The sequence below is a fragment of the Paraburkholderia susongensis genome, from assembly GCF_900177725.1.
GTDB lineage: Bacteria > Pseudomonadota > Gammaproteobacteria > Burkholderiales > Burkholderiaceae > Paraburkholderia > Paraburkholderia susongensis.
On sequence record NZ_FXAT01000014.1, the window covers coordinates 163,833 to 181,343 of the forward strand.

The 17,511-nt window shown below is 62.8% G+C and carries 14 protein-coding genes and 1 pseudogene; 4 read left to right on the forward strand and 11 right to left on the reverse strand.

Translation table 11 applies throughout. The features are described from left to right. The first annotated feature begins 133 nt into the window (after window positions 1-133). A complete protein-coding gene (locus tag B9Z01_RS29425) occupies window positions 134-1,327 on the forward strand; it encodes a glycoside hydrolase family 53 protein (RefSeq protein ID WP_085489076.1) in 1,194 nt (397 codons plus the stop codon). Between the two features lie 51 nt (window positions 1,328-1,378). Here B9Z01_RS29425 and B9Z01_RS29430 read toward each other — a convergent pair whose 3' ends face one another. The 10 genes from B9Z01_RS29430 to B9Z01_RS29475 form a co-directional block, all read right to left on the reverse strand. After that, entirely contained in the window at window positions 1,379-1,711 is a 333-nt protein-coding gene (locus B9Z01_RS29430) for a hypothetical protein (protein WP_085489077.1), read from the reverse strand. Between the two features lie 304 nt (window positions 1,712-2,015). After that, the gene (locus B9Z01_RS29435) at window positions 2,016-3,374 is read right to left on the reverse strand and encodes an MFS transporter (RefSeq protein ID WP_085489078.1); all 1,359 of its coding nucleotides are present in this window, start codon (window positions 3,372-3,374) and stop codon (window positions 2,016-2,018) included. Window positions 3,375-3,741: 367 nt separating this feature from the next. Further along, window positions 3,742-4,551: a class I SAM-dependent methyltransferase gene (locus tag B9Z01_RS29440; protein ID WP_085489079.1), complete on the reverse strand. Its 810-nt coding sequence runs from the start codon at window positions 4,549-4,551 to the stop codon at window positions 3,742-3,744. Window positions 4,552-4,826: 275 nt separating this feature from the next. Then, window positions 4,827-5,909, reverse strand: coding sequence for a tartrate dehydrogenase (locus B9Z01_RS29445; protein ID WP_085489080.1), 1,083 nt, complete (start codon window positions 5,907-5,909; stop codon window positions 4,827-4,829). 443 nt (window positions 5,910-6,352) lie between these two features. Then, the gene (locus B9Z01_RS29450) at window positions 6,353-7,564 is read right to left on the reverse strand and encodes an aromatic ring-hydroxylating oxygenase subunit alpha (protein ID WP_085489081.1); all 1,212 of its coding nucleotides are present in this window, start codon (window positions 7,562-7,564) and stop codon (window positions 6,353-6,355) included. A 58-nt stretch (window positions 7,565-7,622) separates the two neighbouring features. Beyond that, window positions 7,623-8,429, reverse strand: coding sequence for a siderophore ferric iron reductase (locus B9Z01_RS29455; RefSeq protein WP_085489082.1), 807 nt, complete (start codon window positions 8,427-8,429; stop codon window positions 7,623-7,625). Window positions 8,430-8,431: 2 nt separating this feature from the next. Beyond that, complete coding sequence (locus B9Z01_RS29460; protein ID WP_085489083.1) at window positions 8,432-10,330, reverse strand: IucA/IucC family protein; 1,899 nt, start codon at window positions 10,328-10,330, stop codon at window positions 8,432-8,434. Then, window positions 10,327-11,037, reverse strand: coding sequence for a GNAT family N-acetyltransferase (locus B9Z01_RS29465; RefSeq protein WP_085489084.1), 711 nt, complete (start codon window positions 11,035-11,037; stop codon window positions 10,327-10,329). The genes B9Z01_RS29460 and B9Z01_RS29465 overlap by 4 nt, the downstream gene beginning before the upstream one ends. Beyond that, window positions 11,027-12,283, reverse strand: coding sequence for an MFS transporter (locus B9Z01_RS29470; RefSeq protein WP_085489085.1), 1,257 nt, complete (start codon window positions 12,281-12,283; stop codon window positions 11,027-11,029). Before B9Z01_RS29470 ends, B9Z01_RS29465 begins: the two co-directional genes overlap by 11 nt. After that, window positions 12,280-13,653, reverse strand: a complete 1,374-nt coding sequence (locus tag B9Z01_RS29475) for a lysine N(6)-hydroxylase/L-ornithine N(5)-oxygenase family protein (RefSeq protein WP_085489086.1) — start codon at window positions 13,651-13,653, stop codon at window positions 12,280-12,282. Before B9Z01_RS29475 ends, B9Z01_RS29470 begins: the two co-directional genes overlap by 4 nt. A 30-nt stretch (window positions 13,654-13,683) precedes the next feature. Between B9Z01_RS29475 and B9Z01_RS29480 the strand changes: the two genes are divergently transcribed. After that, window positions 13,684-14,154 carry a hypothetical protein gene (locus tag B9Z01_RS29480; RefSeq protein WP_143809102.1) on the forward strand — a complete coding sequence of 157 codons (471 nt, stop codon included), beginning with the start codon at window positions 13,684-13,686 and terminating at the stop codon, window positions 14,152-14,154. A 444-nt stretch (window positions 14,155-14,598) separates the two neighbouring features. Beyond that, window positions 14,599-15,024, forward strand: a complete 426-nt coding sequence (locus B9Z01_RS29490; RefSeq protein WP_244196190.1) for a hypothetical protein — start codon at window positions 14,599-14,601, stop codon at window positions 15,022-15,024. Window positions 15,025-15,138: 114 nt separating this feature from the next. Here the strand turns inward: B9Z01_RS29490 and prpR are convergent, their stop codons facing one another. Further along, a complete protein-coding gene (prpR, locus tag B9Z01_RS29495) occupies window positions 15,139-17,154 on the reverse strand; it encodes a propionate catabolism operon regulatory protein PrpR (protein WP_085489088.1) in 2,016 nt (671 codons plus the stop codon). Window positions 17,155-17,377: 223 nt separating this feature from the next. Between prpR and B9Z01_RS35180 the strand changes: the two are divergent. Then, window positions 17,378-17,511 (forward strand): annotated as a pseudogene (locus tag B9Z01_RS35180) (2-methylcitrate synthase); the annotation flags it as partial.

A 17,511-nucleotide genomic window follows, 5' to 3' on the forward strand; every position in this document is an offset into this window, starting at 1 on the left:
AGCAGACGCAGTTCGACGTTAGAAGCTTGCAGGAAGGTTGCAGCAAATTCGTATCACGGACGCATCACGGACGCATTAAACCAGACCAGGCGGCCCGCAAAAAAGCCGCCATTCAATAGACGGAGGATGACGGATGAACCGAAGAGAAATGTTGGGATGGCTCGCCGGTGCTGCTGCGGCGGCCGGTGTCGGCACGACGGTCGGCGCGCCTGCTTTCGGGGCGCAGCAGACCGGCCACGATTCGGAGCACGGCGCGGCGCAGGACGCCGCCGCGCGCGCCAACCGCTTTGCGATGGGTGCGGATGTGTCGACCTTGCTCGAACTCGAGGCGAACGGCGCGAAGTTCTACGAGCATGGCGAAGCGCGTGACTGTCTGTGGATTCTGAAAAGTCATGGCGTCGACTCGATCCGTATCAAGGTCTGGAATGATCCTGGCAATCCCAACTATTTCCCGGCCAATCAGAGTCCCGCGGCCGGCTGGAACAATGCCGAGCACGTGCGCATTCTCGCGCGCCGCGCGGCCGCATTGGGTTTGCGCGTGCTGATCGATTTCCACTACAGCGACTGGTGGGCCGATCCGGGCAAGCAGTATCCGCCGCACGCATGGGCGGGCAAGGACATCACGGAGACTTGCGCGCTGTTGTCCGAGTACACGTCGAACGTGTTGAAGATGCTCAAGCACGACGGCGTGCATCCCGAGTGGGTGCAGATCGGCAATGAAATCACCGGCGGCATGCTGTGGCCGCTCGGCAAGTACGATCAGCTCGATAATCTCGCGTTGCTGCTGAAGGCCGGGCATGATGCGGTCAAATCGGTCGATCCGCGTATCAAGGTCATGTTGCATATCGATAGCGGCGGCAACAACGCGACGAGCCGCTGGTGGTTCGACAGCGCGACACAGCGCGGCGTCACGTTCGACGTGATCGGCCTGTCCTACTACCCGCAATGGCAGGGTTCGTTCAGCGATCTGCAGAACAACGCGAACGATCTCGCGACACGCTACGACAAGGACGTGATCGTGGTCGAAACCGCGTATCCGTGGACGACGAGCGACGGCGATTCGGAACCCAACACGATGACCAACGTCGGCACCTCCACATTCCCGCAGACGCCGGCGGGACAGGCGCAGTTCCTCGGCGCGGTGACGGACATCGTGAAGGCGATTCCCGACGGTCACGGCAAGGGCGTGTTCTGGTGGGAGCCCGAGTGGATTCCGACGCCGAATGTCGGCTGGAAAATCGGCGCGGGCGATCAGTGGGACAACAATACGTTGTTCGACTTCCACGGCAATGCGTTGTCGTCGCTGGACGCGTTTCGCAAACGTTAGCGCCTGTTGCTGAACGCGGCGAGGGAATCGCAGACATCACTGCGGCAGGCATCACTGCGCGGGCGATGCCTGCCCCTTGCGCCGGTTCGCGCACTCCGACGTGAACGCCATGCTTGCCTGATCGGGCGTCATGTGCGGCGCGTCGGGACTGTAGATCTTTTCGATGATCGCGTTGACGGCCTCGCGATCGGCGGGGTCTTTGTAGTAGTAGGCCGCCTGATCGAGCGCCTGGGCTTTGGTCTTTTTGTGCGCGCGCCACGAGGCCACCTGACCGGCGATATCGCCGAGCGCAAAACATTGATCGCTGACAGTCTGCGCGACGGCCTGGGCGGCCGGTTGCGCGACACACAGCGCGACGAGCGCGGATACGACTACGCGTTTCATTACCGGAATCCTGAGATGAGACGGGCGGCGCGGCAACGGCGGTGATTGCTGTTGCCGTGCTCGCATGGGGTGAACAAGCGCGTAGTGTATCGGGAAGCGGGGCGGGGTGCTTTTTCCCCGTCGACCGGCAACGCAGTCACGCACCCGTTGCCCACGCCTTGGAGCACGCCTCGATTCGCGGCGCCGCCAAAGAAAAAGCCGCCCTGCAATGTGCAGCGCGGCTTCGAAAATCACCCGGCCATCGGCCCGTCAGCGGGCCGCGTCATCGTGGGCGGCTCAATGCAGGAAGCTCAGTGCAGGAAGCTCAATGCCCAAACGATTCCGCCTTCGGCGCATTCGCTTCCGTGGCCTGCGGCCGTGCCGCCTGCTTGATCAGCAGTGCGATGCATGACAGCAGACCCGCCACCGCGATCGTCGCGAAGATGCCGCCGAACGAGAAGTGACGGCGCGTCAGTTCGGCCACGAGGAACGAGCCCGCGATCCCGCCGAAGCGGCCGACGCCGAGCATCCACGCGACGCCCGTGCCGCGGCCCGCGGTCGGGTAGAACGCGGCGGCGAGCGCCGGCATCGACGATTGCGCGGTGTTCATCAGCACGCCGGCGATGAACACGATGAGCACGAGCGCGCCCACATTGCCGGCCGCCTGGCCGATGAAGTACACGCTGACGGCGGTCAGCGCATAGCACGCCGCGATGATGCGATTCGCGTTGAAGCGGTCCATCAGCACGCCGCACACCACCGCGCCGACACCGCCGAGCGGGAACAGCGCGGAGATCAGCGTTGCGCGTTGCGGCGTGAGGCCGGCGTCTTTCAGCAGGATCGGCATCCAGTTGATCGACGCGTAGAAGATCACGAGGCCCATGAAATACGCGAGCCATAGCATCACCGAGCCGACGATGTAGGAGCGCGACAGCACGACGCCGAGACCCTTGCCGCCGGTTTGCGGCGCGGTTTCGGTCATCGTGAACGAGCCCGCCTGCACCGCGTCGCCGGAAATGCGCGCAAGCGCTGCGCGAATCCGTTCGACCGGCTTCTGGTTCGCGACCATGTAGCGCACCGACTCGGGCATCTTCGCGAGCAGCAGGACCAACAGCAGCAGCGGCGTGACGCCGCCGAGCAGCAGCACGCTGCGCCAGCCGAAGTGCGGAATCATCCACGCGGCGAGGAAGCCGCCGAACGCGGCGCCGAGCGGAAAGCCGCAGAACATCAGGTTGATGACAGTGGCGCGGCGCTTGTCCGGGCAATACTCGCCCATCATCGTGACGGCGTTCGGCATCGCGGCGCCGAGGCCGACGCCGGTGATGAAGCGCAGCACGGTCAACTGCTCGATGCCGGTCGAGAACGCCGATGCGAGGCAGGCGACGCCGAACACCAGCACCGAGCCGAGCAGCATCGAGCGGCGCCCGAGGCGGTCGGACATCGGACCCGAGCCGAGCGCGCCGCACGCGAGGCCGAACAGCGCCGCGCTCAGCACCGGCGCGAGCGCGGGTTTGTCGATACCCCATTCGGTGACCAGCGAAGGCGCGATGAAGCCGATCGCGGCCGTATCAAAACCGTCCAGCAGGACGATGATGAAGCACATGAAAAAGATCAGCCACTGGAACGGCGAAAACGGGTGCTCGTTGATGAAGGTTTGAACATTCACAGCGGTGCTGCGGTTCATGATGGTCTCCTGACTGCGAAAAGGCCCGTCACGACGAGCTTTTTTTCTTAAGACCGTGCGCCGGAGAAGCGGCGCACGATGCCCGCGCCCGCGGCAAAACCGCGGCGCTTAGGCAATGAATCTTAGGCAATGAATCATACCCGGTGCGGTTCGATTACAGGAGCCACGCCGGGCCCGGCGATCTGTTCGCATAAAGAACGAGGATTCTCTACGCGAACGCGCGCCACTGTAAGTAATTCGACGGGTTTGGGCAACGAGGGATTACCCGATAGGGAGGCGGGAGCGCCGCAGCGCCGGAGATGATGACGGGAGAGCGCGGCCGCCGTTCATTTCGCTATCGGCGGCCGCTTTTTTCGCAGGGCTTCAATCAACTCTTCGAGAACACATTGTTATGGCCGACTCCACCCAGAAAGCGCAGTTCAGAAAAGGCCAGTTCCTTGACCACGCGGGACGGTCCCGGATGTCCGCCGAATGAAAATTTCACCGGGTTGTAGTCGGTGTACAGGCTCGAATCGTCCATGACCAGCAGACCGCCCGGAGCGAGGGAGTCCCGGCAGAGTGCGTAGTCGGCGAGGACGACTTCGTAATCGTGATTGCCATCGATATAGATCAGATCCCACGCCCTGGACTGAATGTGTTGAATGGCAACCGGATCTGTCGAATAAGCCTTCAGCAATTGTGGATCGGGCAAGCCGAAACGCCGGTTGGACGCGAGCGTGTCTTCGAGATAATCGATGTTCGTCAGATACGTGCTTACCGTATCTCCAACCGGAGAAAATGGAGAAATGCCGTGGATTTCGCATTCGAATCCGCACAGTTTCGCAATGAGCCCGATGAGGGATGTAACTTGCCCGCGATATACGCCGATCTCGAGGCAATTCCGTGGCCGGTATTCGCGCAGAAGCAGCCACCACATTGCATGGAACGCGTCCTCGCCGAAGCCGCGCTGTTCACTGGTGAAGTAATGCCGGTGCTCGCGAAGCTCCTTGGGCGCCATATATTTGTAGTAGTGGTGCATATAGGCGTACAGCGCGTTGCGGTCCGGATATTTCTTCACCGCCTCGGTGAAGCTCAGGTCTTCCGCGAGCGATCTGTGGTAGAGCGACAAAGTTTTGCAGTGCAAAGCAGCCTGAAACTCGGAAACGCGCGCGGAGACTGCGCCAGCGACAGAGACCATTTCACCCCCTCCCTTTGAGGCCAGCGCAGACGTTTGCTTGACCACCGTCGCGCGCAGTTTGGCCGATAGTGAAGATGCGGAATCGCATCATGAAAGCAGTAGTCAATGATAGGCGGCCACATAGGCGTGACCGCATTTCTGTCGCATTTCGATAGACGAATGGCGCTTCTCGTTCACCCGCGGGCTTACATAATTACCAAATACAGGCCTATTCGCGCGAGCATTGATCTGCCCCCGCTCGTCGATGCGCGCGGCGCGCCGGGCATCTAACCACCTCACGCGAGTTTCGCTGCAATCGCCATGCCTACGTCACTCGTGCTCGCGCGTCCGCCGAGGTCGCCGGTATGCGGACCTTCGACGAGCGTCGCCTCGATCGCCTTCAGAATCGCGTCGTGTGCCTCGCGCTCCCTGCCGGTGGAATGACCGAGGAAGTCGAGCATCATCGCGGCCGACCAGATCATTGCGATCGGGTTTGCAATATGTTTGCCGGCGATGTCGGGCGCCGAGCCGTGCACCGGTTCGAACAGCGACGGAAACTTGCGGTCCGGATTCAGATTGCCCGACGGCGCGAGGCCGATCGTGCCCGTGCATGCAGGGCCGAGATCGGAGAGGATGTCGCCGAACAGATTGGTCGCGACCACCACGTCGAAGCGGTCCGGGTTCAGCACGAAGCGCGCGCACAGGATGTCGATGTGCTGCTTGTCCCACGTGACGTCCGGATATTGCGCGGCGATGCTGGCTGCGCATTTGTCCCACCATGGCATGCTGATCGCGATGCCGTTGCTTTTCGTCGCGACGGTAATCTTCCTGCGCGCGCGCCGCTGCGCGAGATCGAACGCGAACTTCAGCACGCGTTCGCTGCCGTGCCGTGTGAACACCGATTCCTGCAGCACGAACTCGCGCTCGGTGCCTTCGAACATCACGCCGCCCACCGACGAATACTCGCCCTCGGTATTCTCGCGCACGATCCAGAAATCGATGTCGCCGGCCTTGCGTCCCGCGAGCGGCGAGGGCACGCCCGCAAAGAGCCGCGCGGGACGCAGATTCACGTATTGATCGAACTCGCGGCGGAACTTCAGGAGCGACCCCCACAGCGAAACGTGATCGGGCACGGTGTCGGGCCAGCCGACCGCGCCGAACAGAATTGCGTCGGCCGATTGCAATTGCGCCTTCCAGTCGTCCGGCATCATCTTGCCGTGCTTCGCGTAGTAATCGCAGCTCGCCCACTCGATGTGCTGATAGTCGAGCTCGATGCCGAAGCGCTTCGTCGCGACGTCCAGCACGCGCAGCGCTTCCGGCATTACTTCGACGCCGATGCCGTCGCCGGGGATGACTGCAATCCGATAGGTATTCGCCATGTTGTGTCTCTCCTGTTGTTGCGTTTCCGCGAGTCGATTCAATGGCGCCTATTTTAGGCCTGCTGCCATCACGCCGACGGTTGGCGTTGACGCGCGTCTGCCGTCCCTCGCTGGCGGCGCAATTCTGTTCGCGGCTGAAACGCTCGCCTCGCTCGTTCGCGGTATGGCGCCGCTGAGCAGATACCTTTCGTGGGGAAAATGCATCCCGGCGGCATTTACCGCGCGCAGCGCAAGCCACCCGGATTCACTACCGTACGGTGCCGCCGCGAATGGGACACAATGATCGAACCCACGGGCGCCTGCGACGCAGGTGTGAAGGTGCGCATCACTCGCCAGCGTATGGTCGGAAGAATCGCCCGACACAGTGGTGCGAACATAGCAGCCGGAGTAACGCCCGGCCGCCCGTGGCAATTCGGTCGTGACCATGCGGCAAAGATGGCGCTCTACGCTCGAACCGCGTGCAACTCCCGCAACCGATGCTCGACACCGGCTGTGCAGGATGCAAGCGCACGCCGATACCACGCATGGAAATGCCGCATACCATCCTCGAGCGGCGACTGGTACGGTCCCGCGTCACTCGTGCCGCGACGATGGAGGCACCGACGGCCCGCGTCCATGCGCTCGGCGATCTCGTCGTCTTCGATCACGGTTTCCAGATACGCCGCGCGCTGCGCATCGACGAAGTCGCGCTCGAATGCGGCGATTTCCTCGGGGTAGTAGAACTCGACGACATTGAGCGTCTCTTGCGGTCCTTTCGGATGGAGCGTCGACACGACGAGCGTATGCGGGTAGAGCTCGATCATCTGGGTCGGAAAATACGCGAGCCAGATCGCGCCGAACGAGGGCGCGTCGCCGCCGCGATAGTCGAGCAGCCGGTCGTGCCACGTGCGATACACGTCCGAGCCCGGTTGCGTGAGCGCGTTGTGCACGCCGACTCGCTGCATGCTGTAGGTGTCCGTGAATTCCCAATCGAGATGGTCGCAGGTCACGAACTTGCCGAGCCCCGGATGGAAAGGCGCCACGTGATAGTCCTCCAGATAAACCTCGATGAAAGTCTTCCAGTTGTAGCGGCACATGTGCGTTTCGACGTGGTCGAGCACGTAATCCGAAAAATCGAACTCGGGGCGCGCGAATACGCTGGCCATGTCTTCAGCGGGTTCGCGCGGCCCTTCGTAGAGAAGCCCGTGGCAGTTCTTCAGCGCGAAGCGTTGGAGGTTGCGGCACGGTTTGCGCTCGAACTCGGGCGCGCCGATCAGTTCGCCCTTGCCGTCATAGGTCCAGCGATGCAGCGGGCAAACAATGTTGCCTCCCGTCGCCGCGAGATTGCCGCCCGCCGGATCCGGGCCGCTCACGTCGCCCGGCTTGCCGCCGAGCATCAGCGCCTGGCGGTGGCGGCATACGTTCGACAGCAGTTGCACGCCGTTTGCATCGCGTACCAGCACGCGGCCGCCTTCGTCCTGCGGCAGGTGTCGCCAGTCGCCCGGGTTGGGCACCGACTGCTCGTGGCCCACGTAAAGCGCCGAGTTCGCGAAGATGCGCGCCATCTCGAGTTCGAACAGCGCTTCGTCGAAATAGGCGCTCGCCGGCAGTTGGAGGTCCTCGTCGCCGATCTCACCGGTTAGTGCGAGATGCGGCAGGTTACTGATGTCGTTCATCGGTTGTTTCCTTTCTTTGAGGCGCCGCGCTTGCTCGCCGTTGCATTCGCGCGCGCATTCACGCGCTTACCTTGGCGTCGCGCTCCGCATTCAGGCGGGCGATGCGCTCGCACTCGCGCAGTCGCGGACAGGTGCTGCAGAGTTCGCCGTCGCGCCGCCGATAGTGGTAGCAGCAGGTCTGTCGATCGAGCGCGAGTGCGCGCGAACCGTCGCTACGCGTATAAGCGAAGAAGCCGCCGCGTCCGTCGAGTTCCAGTGCCGCGAGCCAGCGCGCACCGAGCGCTTCGACTTGCGCGTGACCCCAGTCCGGCCGCACGGCATGCAGCGCCAGCAGCGCCGCGAGCACGCAGTCGGCCTGCATGCCGCCCGCGGCGTGGGCATTGACGCGAATGACGTGGGATAACTCGTCGAAGATCTGCTCGCAGCAGGCCGCGATTTCCCGCGCGGCGAGCTCGATCAGTTCGGCGGGTTTCGCGCGTGCCGGTTCGTGATCGTGCAGACGCACTTCGCGCGTCCACCCGCTTTCGAGAGGCTGCTCGAAGCGTGCGAGCGACAAGACGCGCCCCGTCTCATGCACGCCGATCACGCTTAAATAGATCGGCTGCCAGATCAGAATGCCCCAGCAGCGCAGCGACCAGTAGGCGCGTCCGGCTTCGGGATAGGCGTCGCTCCAGTGAGCGAGCAGCGCTTCGAGCGCGGCACGATTGCCGTCACGGGGAGCCGGGCGCAGGTGCACGACGCCGCGCGCGGATTCACAGGAGCAGGGCGGCGTCACGCCTGCGCGGCTCGTGACCACTCCGTTCAGTCCAGGCACCACACCGGCGGCGAGCCGCAGCAGATTGTCGAGTGCAGGGCTCGCCGTCATGCTCAAGCCTCGACGGGTTCCGTGAGTGCGCGCGCGCCGGCTTCGTTGCCTGTCGCGCGCCGTTCCGCAAGCGGGTTCCGGAGATTTCCCGCCATCTTCAGATTACCCGCCGGGTCGGAGAGGTTGACCATTTGCAGGTTGTTGCCGAGTTGCAGGCGGTTCAGGCACGAATGCAGGAACTCCGGCGCGAACAGATCGTACTCGGCATACTTCCGCGCGAATTGCGGATGCGCTTCCTGATAGCGCGTGATGCAGCGCGCCACCGTGTTCCAGAACAGGTCTTCGCCGCAGCAGCCATGCTCGACGAGAATCTGGTTGACGTAGCGGAAAAATCCGTCGAACACGTCGATGAAGATCGCGAGCAGTTTCACGCTCTCGGGCACGTCCACCGCGAGCCGCTTCACGTTGCCGGGAAGCGGCGCGTCCTTGTTCAGGATCGCCGATTCTTCGGCGATGTCCTTCATGATCGCGCGCACCGGAACGTGATTTTCGAGCACCAGAATCAGGTTTTCGCCGTGCGGCATGAAGACGAGATCGTACGTGTAGAAGCAATGCACGAGCGGCGCGAGATATGCTTCCATATACCGTTCGAGCCACGCCTGCGCACCGAGCCCGGATGCCTCGATGAGCGCGGGCAGCAGCGCTTGCCCATGGCGGTCCGTGTGCAGCAGAGCCGCCATCGTCATCAGACGCTGGCCCTCGCCCGCATGCACGAGCGGGTTTTCGCGCCACAGTGCCGAAAACATCTTCTTGTATGGGCTGTCCACCTGCACGGCCGCCTCGTAATAGCCGTTGCGAAAACCGAGCGACGCCACTTCGCGCAGAATCGTGAAGCCCTTGTCGCGCAGATAGGCATCGCGGCCGACCAGTCCTTTGATGTAGTCGTTGATCGCGGGCGTGCCCGACATGTAGTACGGCGAGAGACCGCGCATAAAGCCCATGTTGAGGATCGACAGCGAGGTTTTCACGTAGCGCTTCGAGCGGTCCGATACGTTGAAGAACGTCCGGATCGACTGCTGCGCCAGATAGCGGTCGTCGCCGTAGCCGAGGCAAATGATCCGTTGCGTCGCGACATAAGCGGCAAATGCAATGGACAGCTTGTTGAACCACTGCCAGGGGTGCGCGGGCATCAGGTGATAGTCGTCGAAGCTGCAGCCGCGCGCTTCGACGATTTGCCTGAATCGCGCCACAGTCGCCTCGCCCAGTTCCTCGTCCATCAGACTCGCGTAGTCGAGGTCCGCCGAGCAATGAAATGCTGCGTTATCCTTATGAACCGCCAGCCAGATAACCTGGATCGTCGAGCCGGCCTCGGGGGCGAACGCGCGGTAGTCGCCCGCGTCGAAACCGAGACGGCCGTTGTTGGCGACGAAGCCCGGATGCCCTTCGCTCATCGCGGTCTCGATCGCCTGAAAATCCGCGTGCAGCAGATCGGGTGTGTCGGGCCCTTGCTTCACGGCCTTGTAGGCGGCGCCGTAGAGCGTGCTGCTGATTTCGTCGAGATAGATCGGCAGCATCTCTTCCTTGATGCCGAGGCGTGCTTTCACGTCGAGAATGAACGCGAGCGCGTCGAGCGGCTGCTCGGCGCCGTCGCGCGTGCACACGATAGACCCGGCGCGAATGCTCCAATGACGCAACGCGAGCTGCCGCGCTTCGAACGTGTAGACACGCGAGCCATCGTCCGACTTCACTTCATAGCGCGCGTGATGCTCGCCGGGTGCGTTGCCGATGCGTTGCGGCTCGACGATCAGCTCGTGCGCGTATTCGGCGAGCGCCTTGCGCACGAGCATGCGGTTCGCGTTGCGCCAGACCTCGGGCGCAAGATGCGCCGCAGCCTCGTGAGGGTTGAGCATGACGGTCTGCATGGCGTGTTGCATGGTGGTCGATTGAGTCGTCGGAGTCATCGCTGTTGGTCCTTTTCCGTGGTTGCCTGAAGGGTTGCCTGAGTGGTTGCCTGAGTGGTTGCCTGAAGGGCGGCGTAGAAATCCGCGCGCGTGCAGAACGCCAGCGACGCGGTTTTTTCGCGGAACGCGACGTTCTTCGCATAGACGAAGCCCATCGCGCGATTGAGTGCATGGATGCGTGCATTGCGCGCATCCGGTTCGACGACGACGCGCGCGGCGCTCAGGTGCTCGAACAGGAACGTCATCAGCGAACGGAATACGCGGTGTGTATAGCCGGGCACGGGCTGCGCCGCGGGGCCGACGAACAGGTGCATGCCGAGGTCGCCGGGTTGCACGTCGTAGTGCTCGCCCACCTCGTCGTGTGCCGGGTGGTAGCTTTCGAACAGGAAAGCGCTCGCGCCATGCTGGCTGCCAATCCAGGCTTGTGCGTGGCCCGAGTTTTGGATCGCCTGATAGAACACGGCGACGTCTTCGACGCTCTTGTCCCGCATGTTCCAGAAGGCCGCGCGTTCTTCGACGAACCAGCGGTGCAGCGTGGGCGCGTCGTGTGCAATGTCGATGGCACGGATCTCGAAGCCGTCCACGCTCGCGGTGTGTTTCGCGTGGCGGCCGATTACCGCTTCGGGTGCCATAGCGTAGCGGGCGGCAGGCAAGGGCGCGGCGGCGTGGCGCAGCGCGATTTCGTCGGCGGCGATGTCAGTTCGCATGGGCAGTCGCTCCTGAGTCGGCGAGGTCGGTGGAAAGAGTGGCGCTCGGCGATGCCGCCGTTCCCGAGGCAGCGCTGGCGCGCGGTCGATCGAGCAGCCAGATACTGAGCAGCGCGCTCAGCACGAGGCCCGCCGCGGCGAAGAAGAACGGAGCGCGCAAACCGGTTTCATCGACGATGGCGCCGGCCGCGAATGACGCGAGCAACACGCCGAGGTTCTGGAAGAAATTGATCACGCTGAAATCGGCGGCATACGAAGCGGGCGTGCTGAGTGCAAACATCGTCACGTCGAGCTTCACGACGATCTGGAAGAACGCCCAGCCGAACAACACCCGCCCGACGATGATCCAAAGAGGCGCTTCGATACTCTGCAGAAGCACGCCTGCGGTGCACAGCAACAGGTTGCCGATCATGTGATCCGGCAGACGCCGGTTTTGTCCGGCGATGCGCTTGTTGATGCGCAGCGCGGCCAGCGCGACCATGCCGGGAATCGCGAATACGGCGCCCGACAGCAGTTCGTTCGGCGAATCGCTCACGCTCTGCCAATACGACGACATGAACGGCCGGATCAGATACACGCAGAAGTCGAATACGAGCATCAGCAGCGCGAGCCGCAGGATCGGCAGACGGTGGCGCAGCGTGCGGACCGGAATGCCCGCCTCGGCGTTCGCTTCGTTTGCGAAGCGGCAGCGCCGTGGGATCGCGTGAGAACGGATCAGCGCGATGCAGATGACCATCTGCGCGAAATCGCCGGCGGCCATCGCGAAGATGCAGGCGTGCGCGTTCCAGACCTGCATCACGAAGCCGCCCGCCACCGCGCCCGCGATCGCGCCGAAGTGCACGACCACGGAGAGCAGGCCGATCGTGTGCGCGTGCGATTCTTTCGGTTCGAGCCGCATCATGTACGGATACATCAGCAGATAGCTGCTCTTGCACATGAACATCGCAAGCGACAGCACCCAGAAGAGCGGCACGGTCGGCGCCCAGTAGCTCGCAAGCGACAGCACGCCCGCCGCGCACTGCGTGTAGACGAGCAGATGCATTGCGTCGAGCCGCTTCGCGACGCGCGCCCAGACGGGCAGTGTCAGCATCACGACGATCGAAATGAAGGCGACGTAGGCGCCCGCATGCACGGGGCTGGTTACGCCATAGCGCGCGGAGAAGAACTGCGGATAGAACGGAATGAGGATCGCGTCGCTGATAACGGCGAAGGTCGTCATCAGGATGATCGTGTTGCGTAACTTCATTCGGCCTCCAGCGGCGTCTTCACGAATGCATCGGTGTCAGGCACCGAGAAGTCCTGCAACGCGATGCGCCGCTCGATCTTGTAGTGCTCGACCCCCGTGATTTCGCGCAGGATGCATGAATTGCGATAGCAGCTCATGCCGAGATCGGGATTCGTCAGGCCATGGCTGTAGAGCCCGGCGTTCTGCACGAAGATGTCGCGCCCATTGACGTCGATTGCGTAGTTGCGCGACAGCCGGTAACGACCCCTGTCGTCCCAGCGGATGCGCTGGCGTATGCCGTCGATGAAACGCGGCACGTTTTGCGCGTAGCCGGTCGCGAAGATTGCACCGTCGGTCACGTGCGTGTATTGAACGCCTTCGTCGCGCTGGATGAAACGCAGGTGATAACGGTCGTCGACGTGGTCGTAGTGGCAGCCGGCCAGCTCCGAATTCGTGATGAGCCGCGCGTTCTGATGGCCGCGGCTGCGGTGGTCGTCGAGCAGGTCGTAAATCTGGTTGATTAGCGATGCGTTCACGCCTTTATAAAGACTGTCCTGCTTCGCAATGATGCTTTCGCGCACACCGTCCGGCAGATTGTAGAAATAGTCGATGTAGTCCGGCGAGATCATTTCCAACGTGAGCTTCGTGTTCTCCATCTGGAAAAAACGCGGCGAACGCGTAATCCATGTGAGCGAGTAGTCGTGCTTGTCGCTTTCCTTGAGCAGATCGTGGAAGATCTCGGCGGCACTCTGGCCGCTGCCGATCACCGCGATCGAGCGTTTTTTCTGCAACTCCTGTTTGTTGGCGACGTAATGCGCACTGTGAATGCAGTGTTCGCGCACGTCGTCGCAGCAGGACGGCAGTTGCGGCACCGAGCCCACGCCCACCACGAGCCGTTTCGCGCGATGCACGAACGGCAGGCCGGTGCGCACGTGGCGCCCGCTCACGACGTAGTGAGCACGCCCGGCATCGTATTCGACGTGCTCCACGTTCGAACCGAACGCAATGCTGGAGAGCTGCCCAATCGCCCATTTGCAATAGCGGTTGTACTCGGCGCGGCTCAGATAAAACCGCTCGCGGATGTAATACGCGTAGAGCTTGCCTTCCTGCTTGCAGTAATTGAGGAAGCTGAACCTGCTTTGCGGATCGGCGAGACTGACGAGGTCGGCGAGAAAGGGGTTCTGTAGAGTCGTGTCGTCGATCAGCATGCCGGGATGCCAGTCGAAGTCCTCATTTCGCTCGAGGAAGAGGCCGCGCAAATCGCGGATCGGGGCGGCAAGGCACGCGAGGCTCAGGTTGAACGGGCCCAGACCGATCGCGATGAAGTCTAGAACGGCGGGTTGCGTCGCGGTGCGCGTCTCCGTTCCTGAATAAACGTTAGTTCTACTCATGTTTAGCTTCCTGTTTGATCGGGTAAGACCATGTTGGGATGTCATCGTCGATGGACGGAAATCAGCGAGGTGTCATGCGGCTGCGCGGTCGGGCATGCGCGGCTTGCGGCTGGCATCAAACGAGAACGAATCTCATTTGTGTTTGCGAATCATAGGAAGTTTGCCGAAGGTTCGCAAGAGCGAAATCTCATATGCATAGAAATCCGAATTAATTTATCGACTCATGATGCATGGAGGGCGACGTGCCGCATCGGCGGCAAAGCCCACGCACAGCGCAAGAGGAGTGGGGTCGCGGGAGCTTGCTTCGAGGGCGCCGATCCGGCCGTCGAGGGCGCCATTCTTTTAGATTTCGCCCGGCAGAAAACCCTTCCCTTGGTGTGGCTTCATGCGCACCGCATTGCATCTGCAATCACGGACGGACATCGTCTGAGCCTCGATGTCATCGCGGCAAGCCTTTTGGATTACCGCGTCATGCTTTCAAAAGACAAAAGCCTTTGCTAAGATCGCACTTCTGTTAATGAGAATCAATCGCATTTCGTGCGGATGGAGGCGCTCACTGATGGGCGACGGCCCAAAATGAGGTGTGCGGCGCTTCGAGCGGCTATGGCAGTGGTAGATTCTCCCTCGCATCAGGGGCGGCGAGCAGGTTACTGGTCATGCTTGCCTACGTATATTTTCGCGGAGGGAGCATGGCAGCAGAGGCTCTACATAATCGTGCAAACAGCGGAATGAGGATGAGCGCAGAACGACAAACCGGAATATACGGGAGACTCTGGATCCGGCAAATCAGGGGGACATGGAAGCCGTTGCGCAGCATATGTCGCGCAATGTAATGGTGACGCCACGCGATCGGCAGGGGCGCCCGATCGGGCCGCCGCGCCGGAGTCAGGGGCTCGCGAACCGGCGAGTGCGCGAATCGGTGCCTTTCCGGATGCAACGGCCGTGATGTTCAAAGCGCTCTGCCCGGCGCTGCTTGTGTGCCTGGCTGCGACCACCTGCTTCGCAGCCGAGCCGACGACCGCCCCGTCATCATTCAACGGAAAATGGACGGTCACCGATGTGGTCGGCTACAGCGACATCTCAGGCGGCATACCGGAGGCAAAAAGACTGCTCGGCAAGGTGCTGAACATATCGAGCGGGCAGATCGAATTCGCGGGCGAGCGCTGTCGTCCGCACGACAGTTTCAGCATCCGCACCGTCGATACCGCGCCGACGCTCAAAGACTATTACGGCATCAACCTTGAAGATACCGGCTTGCCTTCGAAGACCCTGTTGCTGGACAGCGAGAATTGCACGGCTGTATTCCGCATGGATGCGCATCGCGTCGTGTTTGGATGGGACGGTGTAATCATGCGCGCAGTGAGGCCGTAATGATTCGCCTGACGGAGCGCCAGCGAACCTTTTGATCGTCTGTTCGAAAGCGTGCTGACACTCTGTTCGGGAGCGGCGTTCAAGACTCGCCGCACCCAACCGCACCTAACGCACCTAACGCCCCGCATTCAGCTTGCGCCACAACGTCGTCTTGCTGATGCCGAGCGCGGCGCAAACCGCGTCGCGATCGCCGTCATGCGCCGCGATCGCCGCGCGGATTTCATCGGCTTCGACATGACGGCTGCGCTCGCGCAGCGTGAGCGAGGCGGGCGTCGCGCGCACGACGGGCTCGAGGATTTCCGGAGCGACCGAGCGCAGCATGTCGCGCGTGACGATGGTGGCGTCTTTCGGCAGAGCGGTTGAGTTCGTCCGCGTGGTCGTTTTCGTATCCGCAAGCGTGTCCGCAACCGGGGCCGCCTCGGCATCCGCGAGTTCCACCGCAATCCGCTCGATCACGTTCTGCAATTCGCGCACGTTGCCCGGCCACGCATAGCGCCGCAACGACGCACCAAGACCGCCGAGCACATGTGCTGCGGTCGCTGCGTCGGGCACGCGCGCAGCGAGCCTGGGTTCACGCGCGGCCGCTTGCCGCAATAGTTCGGCGGCGAGCGGCAGCAGATCATTCGGCCGCTCGCGCAGCGGCGGCAACGCGATGCTGAGAATGTTGAGCCGATAGTACAGATCCGCGCGAAAACTGCCAGCCGCGACGCCTTCGGTCAGTGTGCGATGCGTTGCCGCGACAACGCGAATATCGACGCGCACCGGCTCAGTCGAGCCGAGCCGCACCACCTCGCGCTCCTGCAGCACGCGCAACAGACGGCTTTGCAACGACAACGGCATCTCGCCGATCTCATCGAGAAACAAGGTGCCGCGATGCGCGACTTCGATCAGTCCCGCCTTGCCACCTTTGCGCGCACCGGTGAACGCGCCCTCTTCGTAGCCGAACAGCTCACTCTCCAGCAAAGCCTCGGGAAACGCGCCGCAATTGATCGCGACGAACGCGAAGTCACGCCGCGCGCTGAGCTGATGCATGCTCTGCGCAACCATCTCCTTGCCGGTGCCGCTCTCGCCGAGAATCAACACGGTCGCATCCGACTTCGCATAGCGCGTGACGAGCGTGCGCACGCGTTCGATCGAGGCGGACGCGCCGACGATATCGTCGAGCCGGTAGCGCGCGCTGAACTGCTGCACGCGCTGGCGCGAGCGCAGCGTGCGGTCGAGCCGCTCGAGCGCGCGCGATTCCTGAAACGTGAGCACGGTGCCCGCCGCCGCGCTGCTGCTCGCGAGCGGCCCGCGATGCACGACGTAGCTCGCGCCGCGCACGGTGCAGAAGCTGTCGCCGTCCGCATCGGGCAGGCTGCCGGCGAGATCGGGCGCGAGATCGAGCAGCGCGCGGCCTACCGCCTTCGCGGGATCGATGCCGAGCACGCTGGCAAGACGCTGGTTCATCACTTCGACGCGGCCTTGCGCATCGAGTGCGACGACGCCGTCGCGCAGATGCTGCAATAGCGTGTCGAGCCGCTGACGGCGCACGGTTTCACGGCGCGTGGCCTGCGCGACTTCGAGCGCGGTGTCGAAGCCCGTGCGCACCGACGCGCGCGAGTAGAGAAACACCGTGCCCATGCCCGCGCTCACGGCGAGATCGGTGACGAGGCCGGGGCCGGCCACGACGTCGATGCCGCGATCGCTGAGATCGAGCACGACGCTCTCCGCGTCCTGCGCCGACTGATACGACGCGAACGTCACGTCGAGCGCGTAGGCGGCTATGAAACGGCGCACTTCGTCGGGCGTTTCGCCGTGCGTGACGAGCGCGACGCGTGCGCCCTCGCGACGGGCGCGCGCGAGCGCATGCATGACGTCGAAGCCGGTCGGGCTGATGCGCACGACCGGCACAGACACACGTGTCTTCAGATATGCGCCGTTCGAGCCGCCCGCGATCACGACGTCGGGACGCCCGGCGCCCGCGCTCTCGATTTCGCGCACAGCGTCTTCGAAGCCGTGAGAGACGATGCGCAGATCCGCGCGTTCGACATATTCGCCGGCGATGTCGAAGAACAGGTCGCGCAGGCGGCTGATGGAGAGCGCCCAGATGCGCGGGCGCTGAGGCGGTTCGAAAAGTGGGGTGCTCAAGGCGGTCGTCTCGCGGCGGGTGACAAGTGCCTATTATGCGGGTATCCGTTTCTGTTTTGAAATAGATAATTTCATTTGTGAAATTAAGCGGGACGTGCGGCGCGGCAGCGGTTACGGCGGTCTTTTGTCAAATCAGGCACTTAGCGGACGGCGCGGAGGCTGGCCCGTTCCTTGCGTTTCAGGCCGCGATCCCCAAGCCCCATCCTGTATCTGGAGACAATCGATGAGCGAAGCAGACAACAGCACGCCGAACGCGGGCGCATTCAAACCGAAGAAATCCGTCGCGCTCTCCGGCGTGACCGCGGGCAACACCGCGCTATGCACGGTCGGCAAGACCGGCAACGACCTTCACTATCG

What these genes read in the sequence shown, in the direction of transcription:
- B9Z01_RS29465 (WP_085489084.1), bottom strand. Translation starts at nt 11,037, where the DNA reads ATGCGAACTGACATCGCCGCCGACGAAATCGCGCTGCGCCACGCCGCC.
- B9Z01_RS29455 (WP_085489082.1), bottom strand. Translation starts at nt 8,429, where the DNA reads ATGACGGCGAGCCCTGCACTCGACAATCTGCTGCGGCTCGCCGCCGGT.
- B9Z01_RS29440 (WP_085489079.1), bottom strand. Translation starts at nt 4,551, where the DNA reads ATGGTCTCTGTCGCTGGCGCAGTCTCCGCGCGCGTTTCCGAGTTTCAG.
- B9Z01_RS29450 (WP_085489081.1), bottom strand. Translation starts at nt 7,564, where the DNA reads ATGAACGACATCAGTAACCTGCCGCATCTCGCACTAACCGGTGAGATC.
- B9Z01_RS29490 (WP_244196190.1), top strand. Translation starts at nt 14,599, where the DNA reads ATGTTCAAAGCGCTCTGCCCGGCGCTGCTTGTGTGCCTGGCTGCGACC.
- B9Z01_RS29430 (WP_085489077.1), bottom strand. Translation starts at nt 1,711, where the DNA reads ATGAAACGCGTAGTCGTATCCGCGCTCGTCGCGCTGTGTGTCGCGCAA.
- B9Z01_RS29435 (WP_085489078.1), bottom strand. Translation starts at nt 3,374, where the DNA reads ATGAACCGCAGCACCGCTGTGAATGTTCAAACCTTCATCAACGAGCAC.
- B9Z01_RS29470 (WP_085489085.1), bottom strand. Translation starts at nt 12,283, where the DNA reads ATGAAGTTACGCAACACGATCATCCTGATGACGACCTTCGCCGTTATC.
- B9Z01_RS29460 (WP_085489083.1), bottom strand. Translation starts at nt 10,330, where the DNA reads ATGACTCCGACGACTCAATCGACCACCATGCAACACGCCATGCAGACC.
- B9Z01_RS29425 (WP_085489076.1), top strand. Translation starts at nt 134, where the DNA reads ATGAACCGAAGAGAAATGTTGGGATGGCTCGCCGGTGCTGCTGCGGCG.
- B9Z01_RS29480 (WP_143809102.1), top strand. Translation starts at nt 13,684, where the DNA reads ATGTTGGGATGTCATCGTCGATGGACGGAAATCAGCGAGGTGTCATGC.
- B9Z01_RS29445 (WP_085489080.1), bottom strand. Translation starts at nt 5,909, where the DNA reads ATGGCGAATACCTATCGGATTGCAGTCATCCCCGGCGACGGCATCGGC.
- B9Z01_RS29475 (WP_085489086.1), bottom strand. Translation starts at nt 13,653, where the DNA reads ATGAGTAGAACTAACGTTTATTCAGGAACGGAGACGCGCACCGCGACG.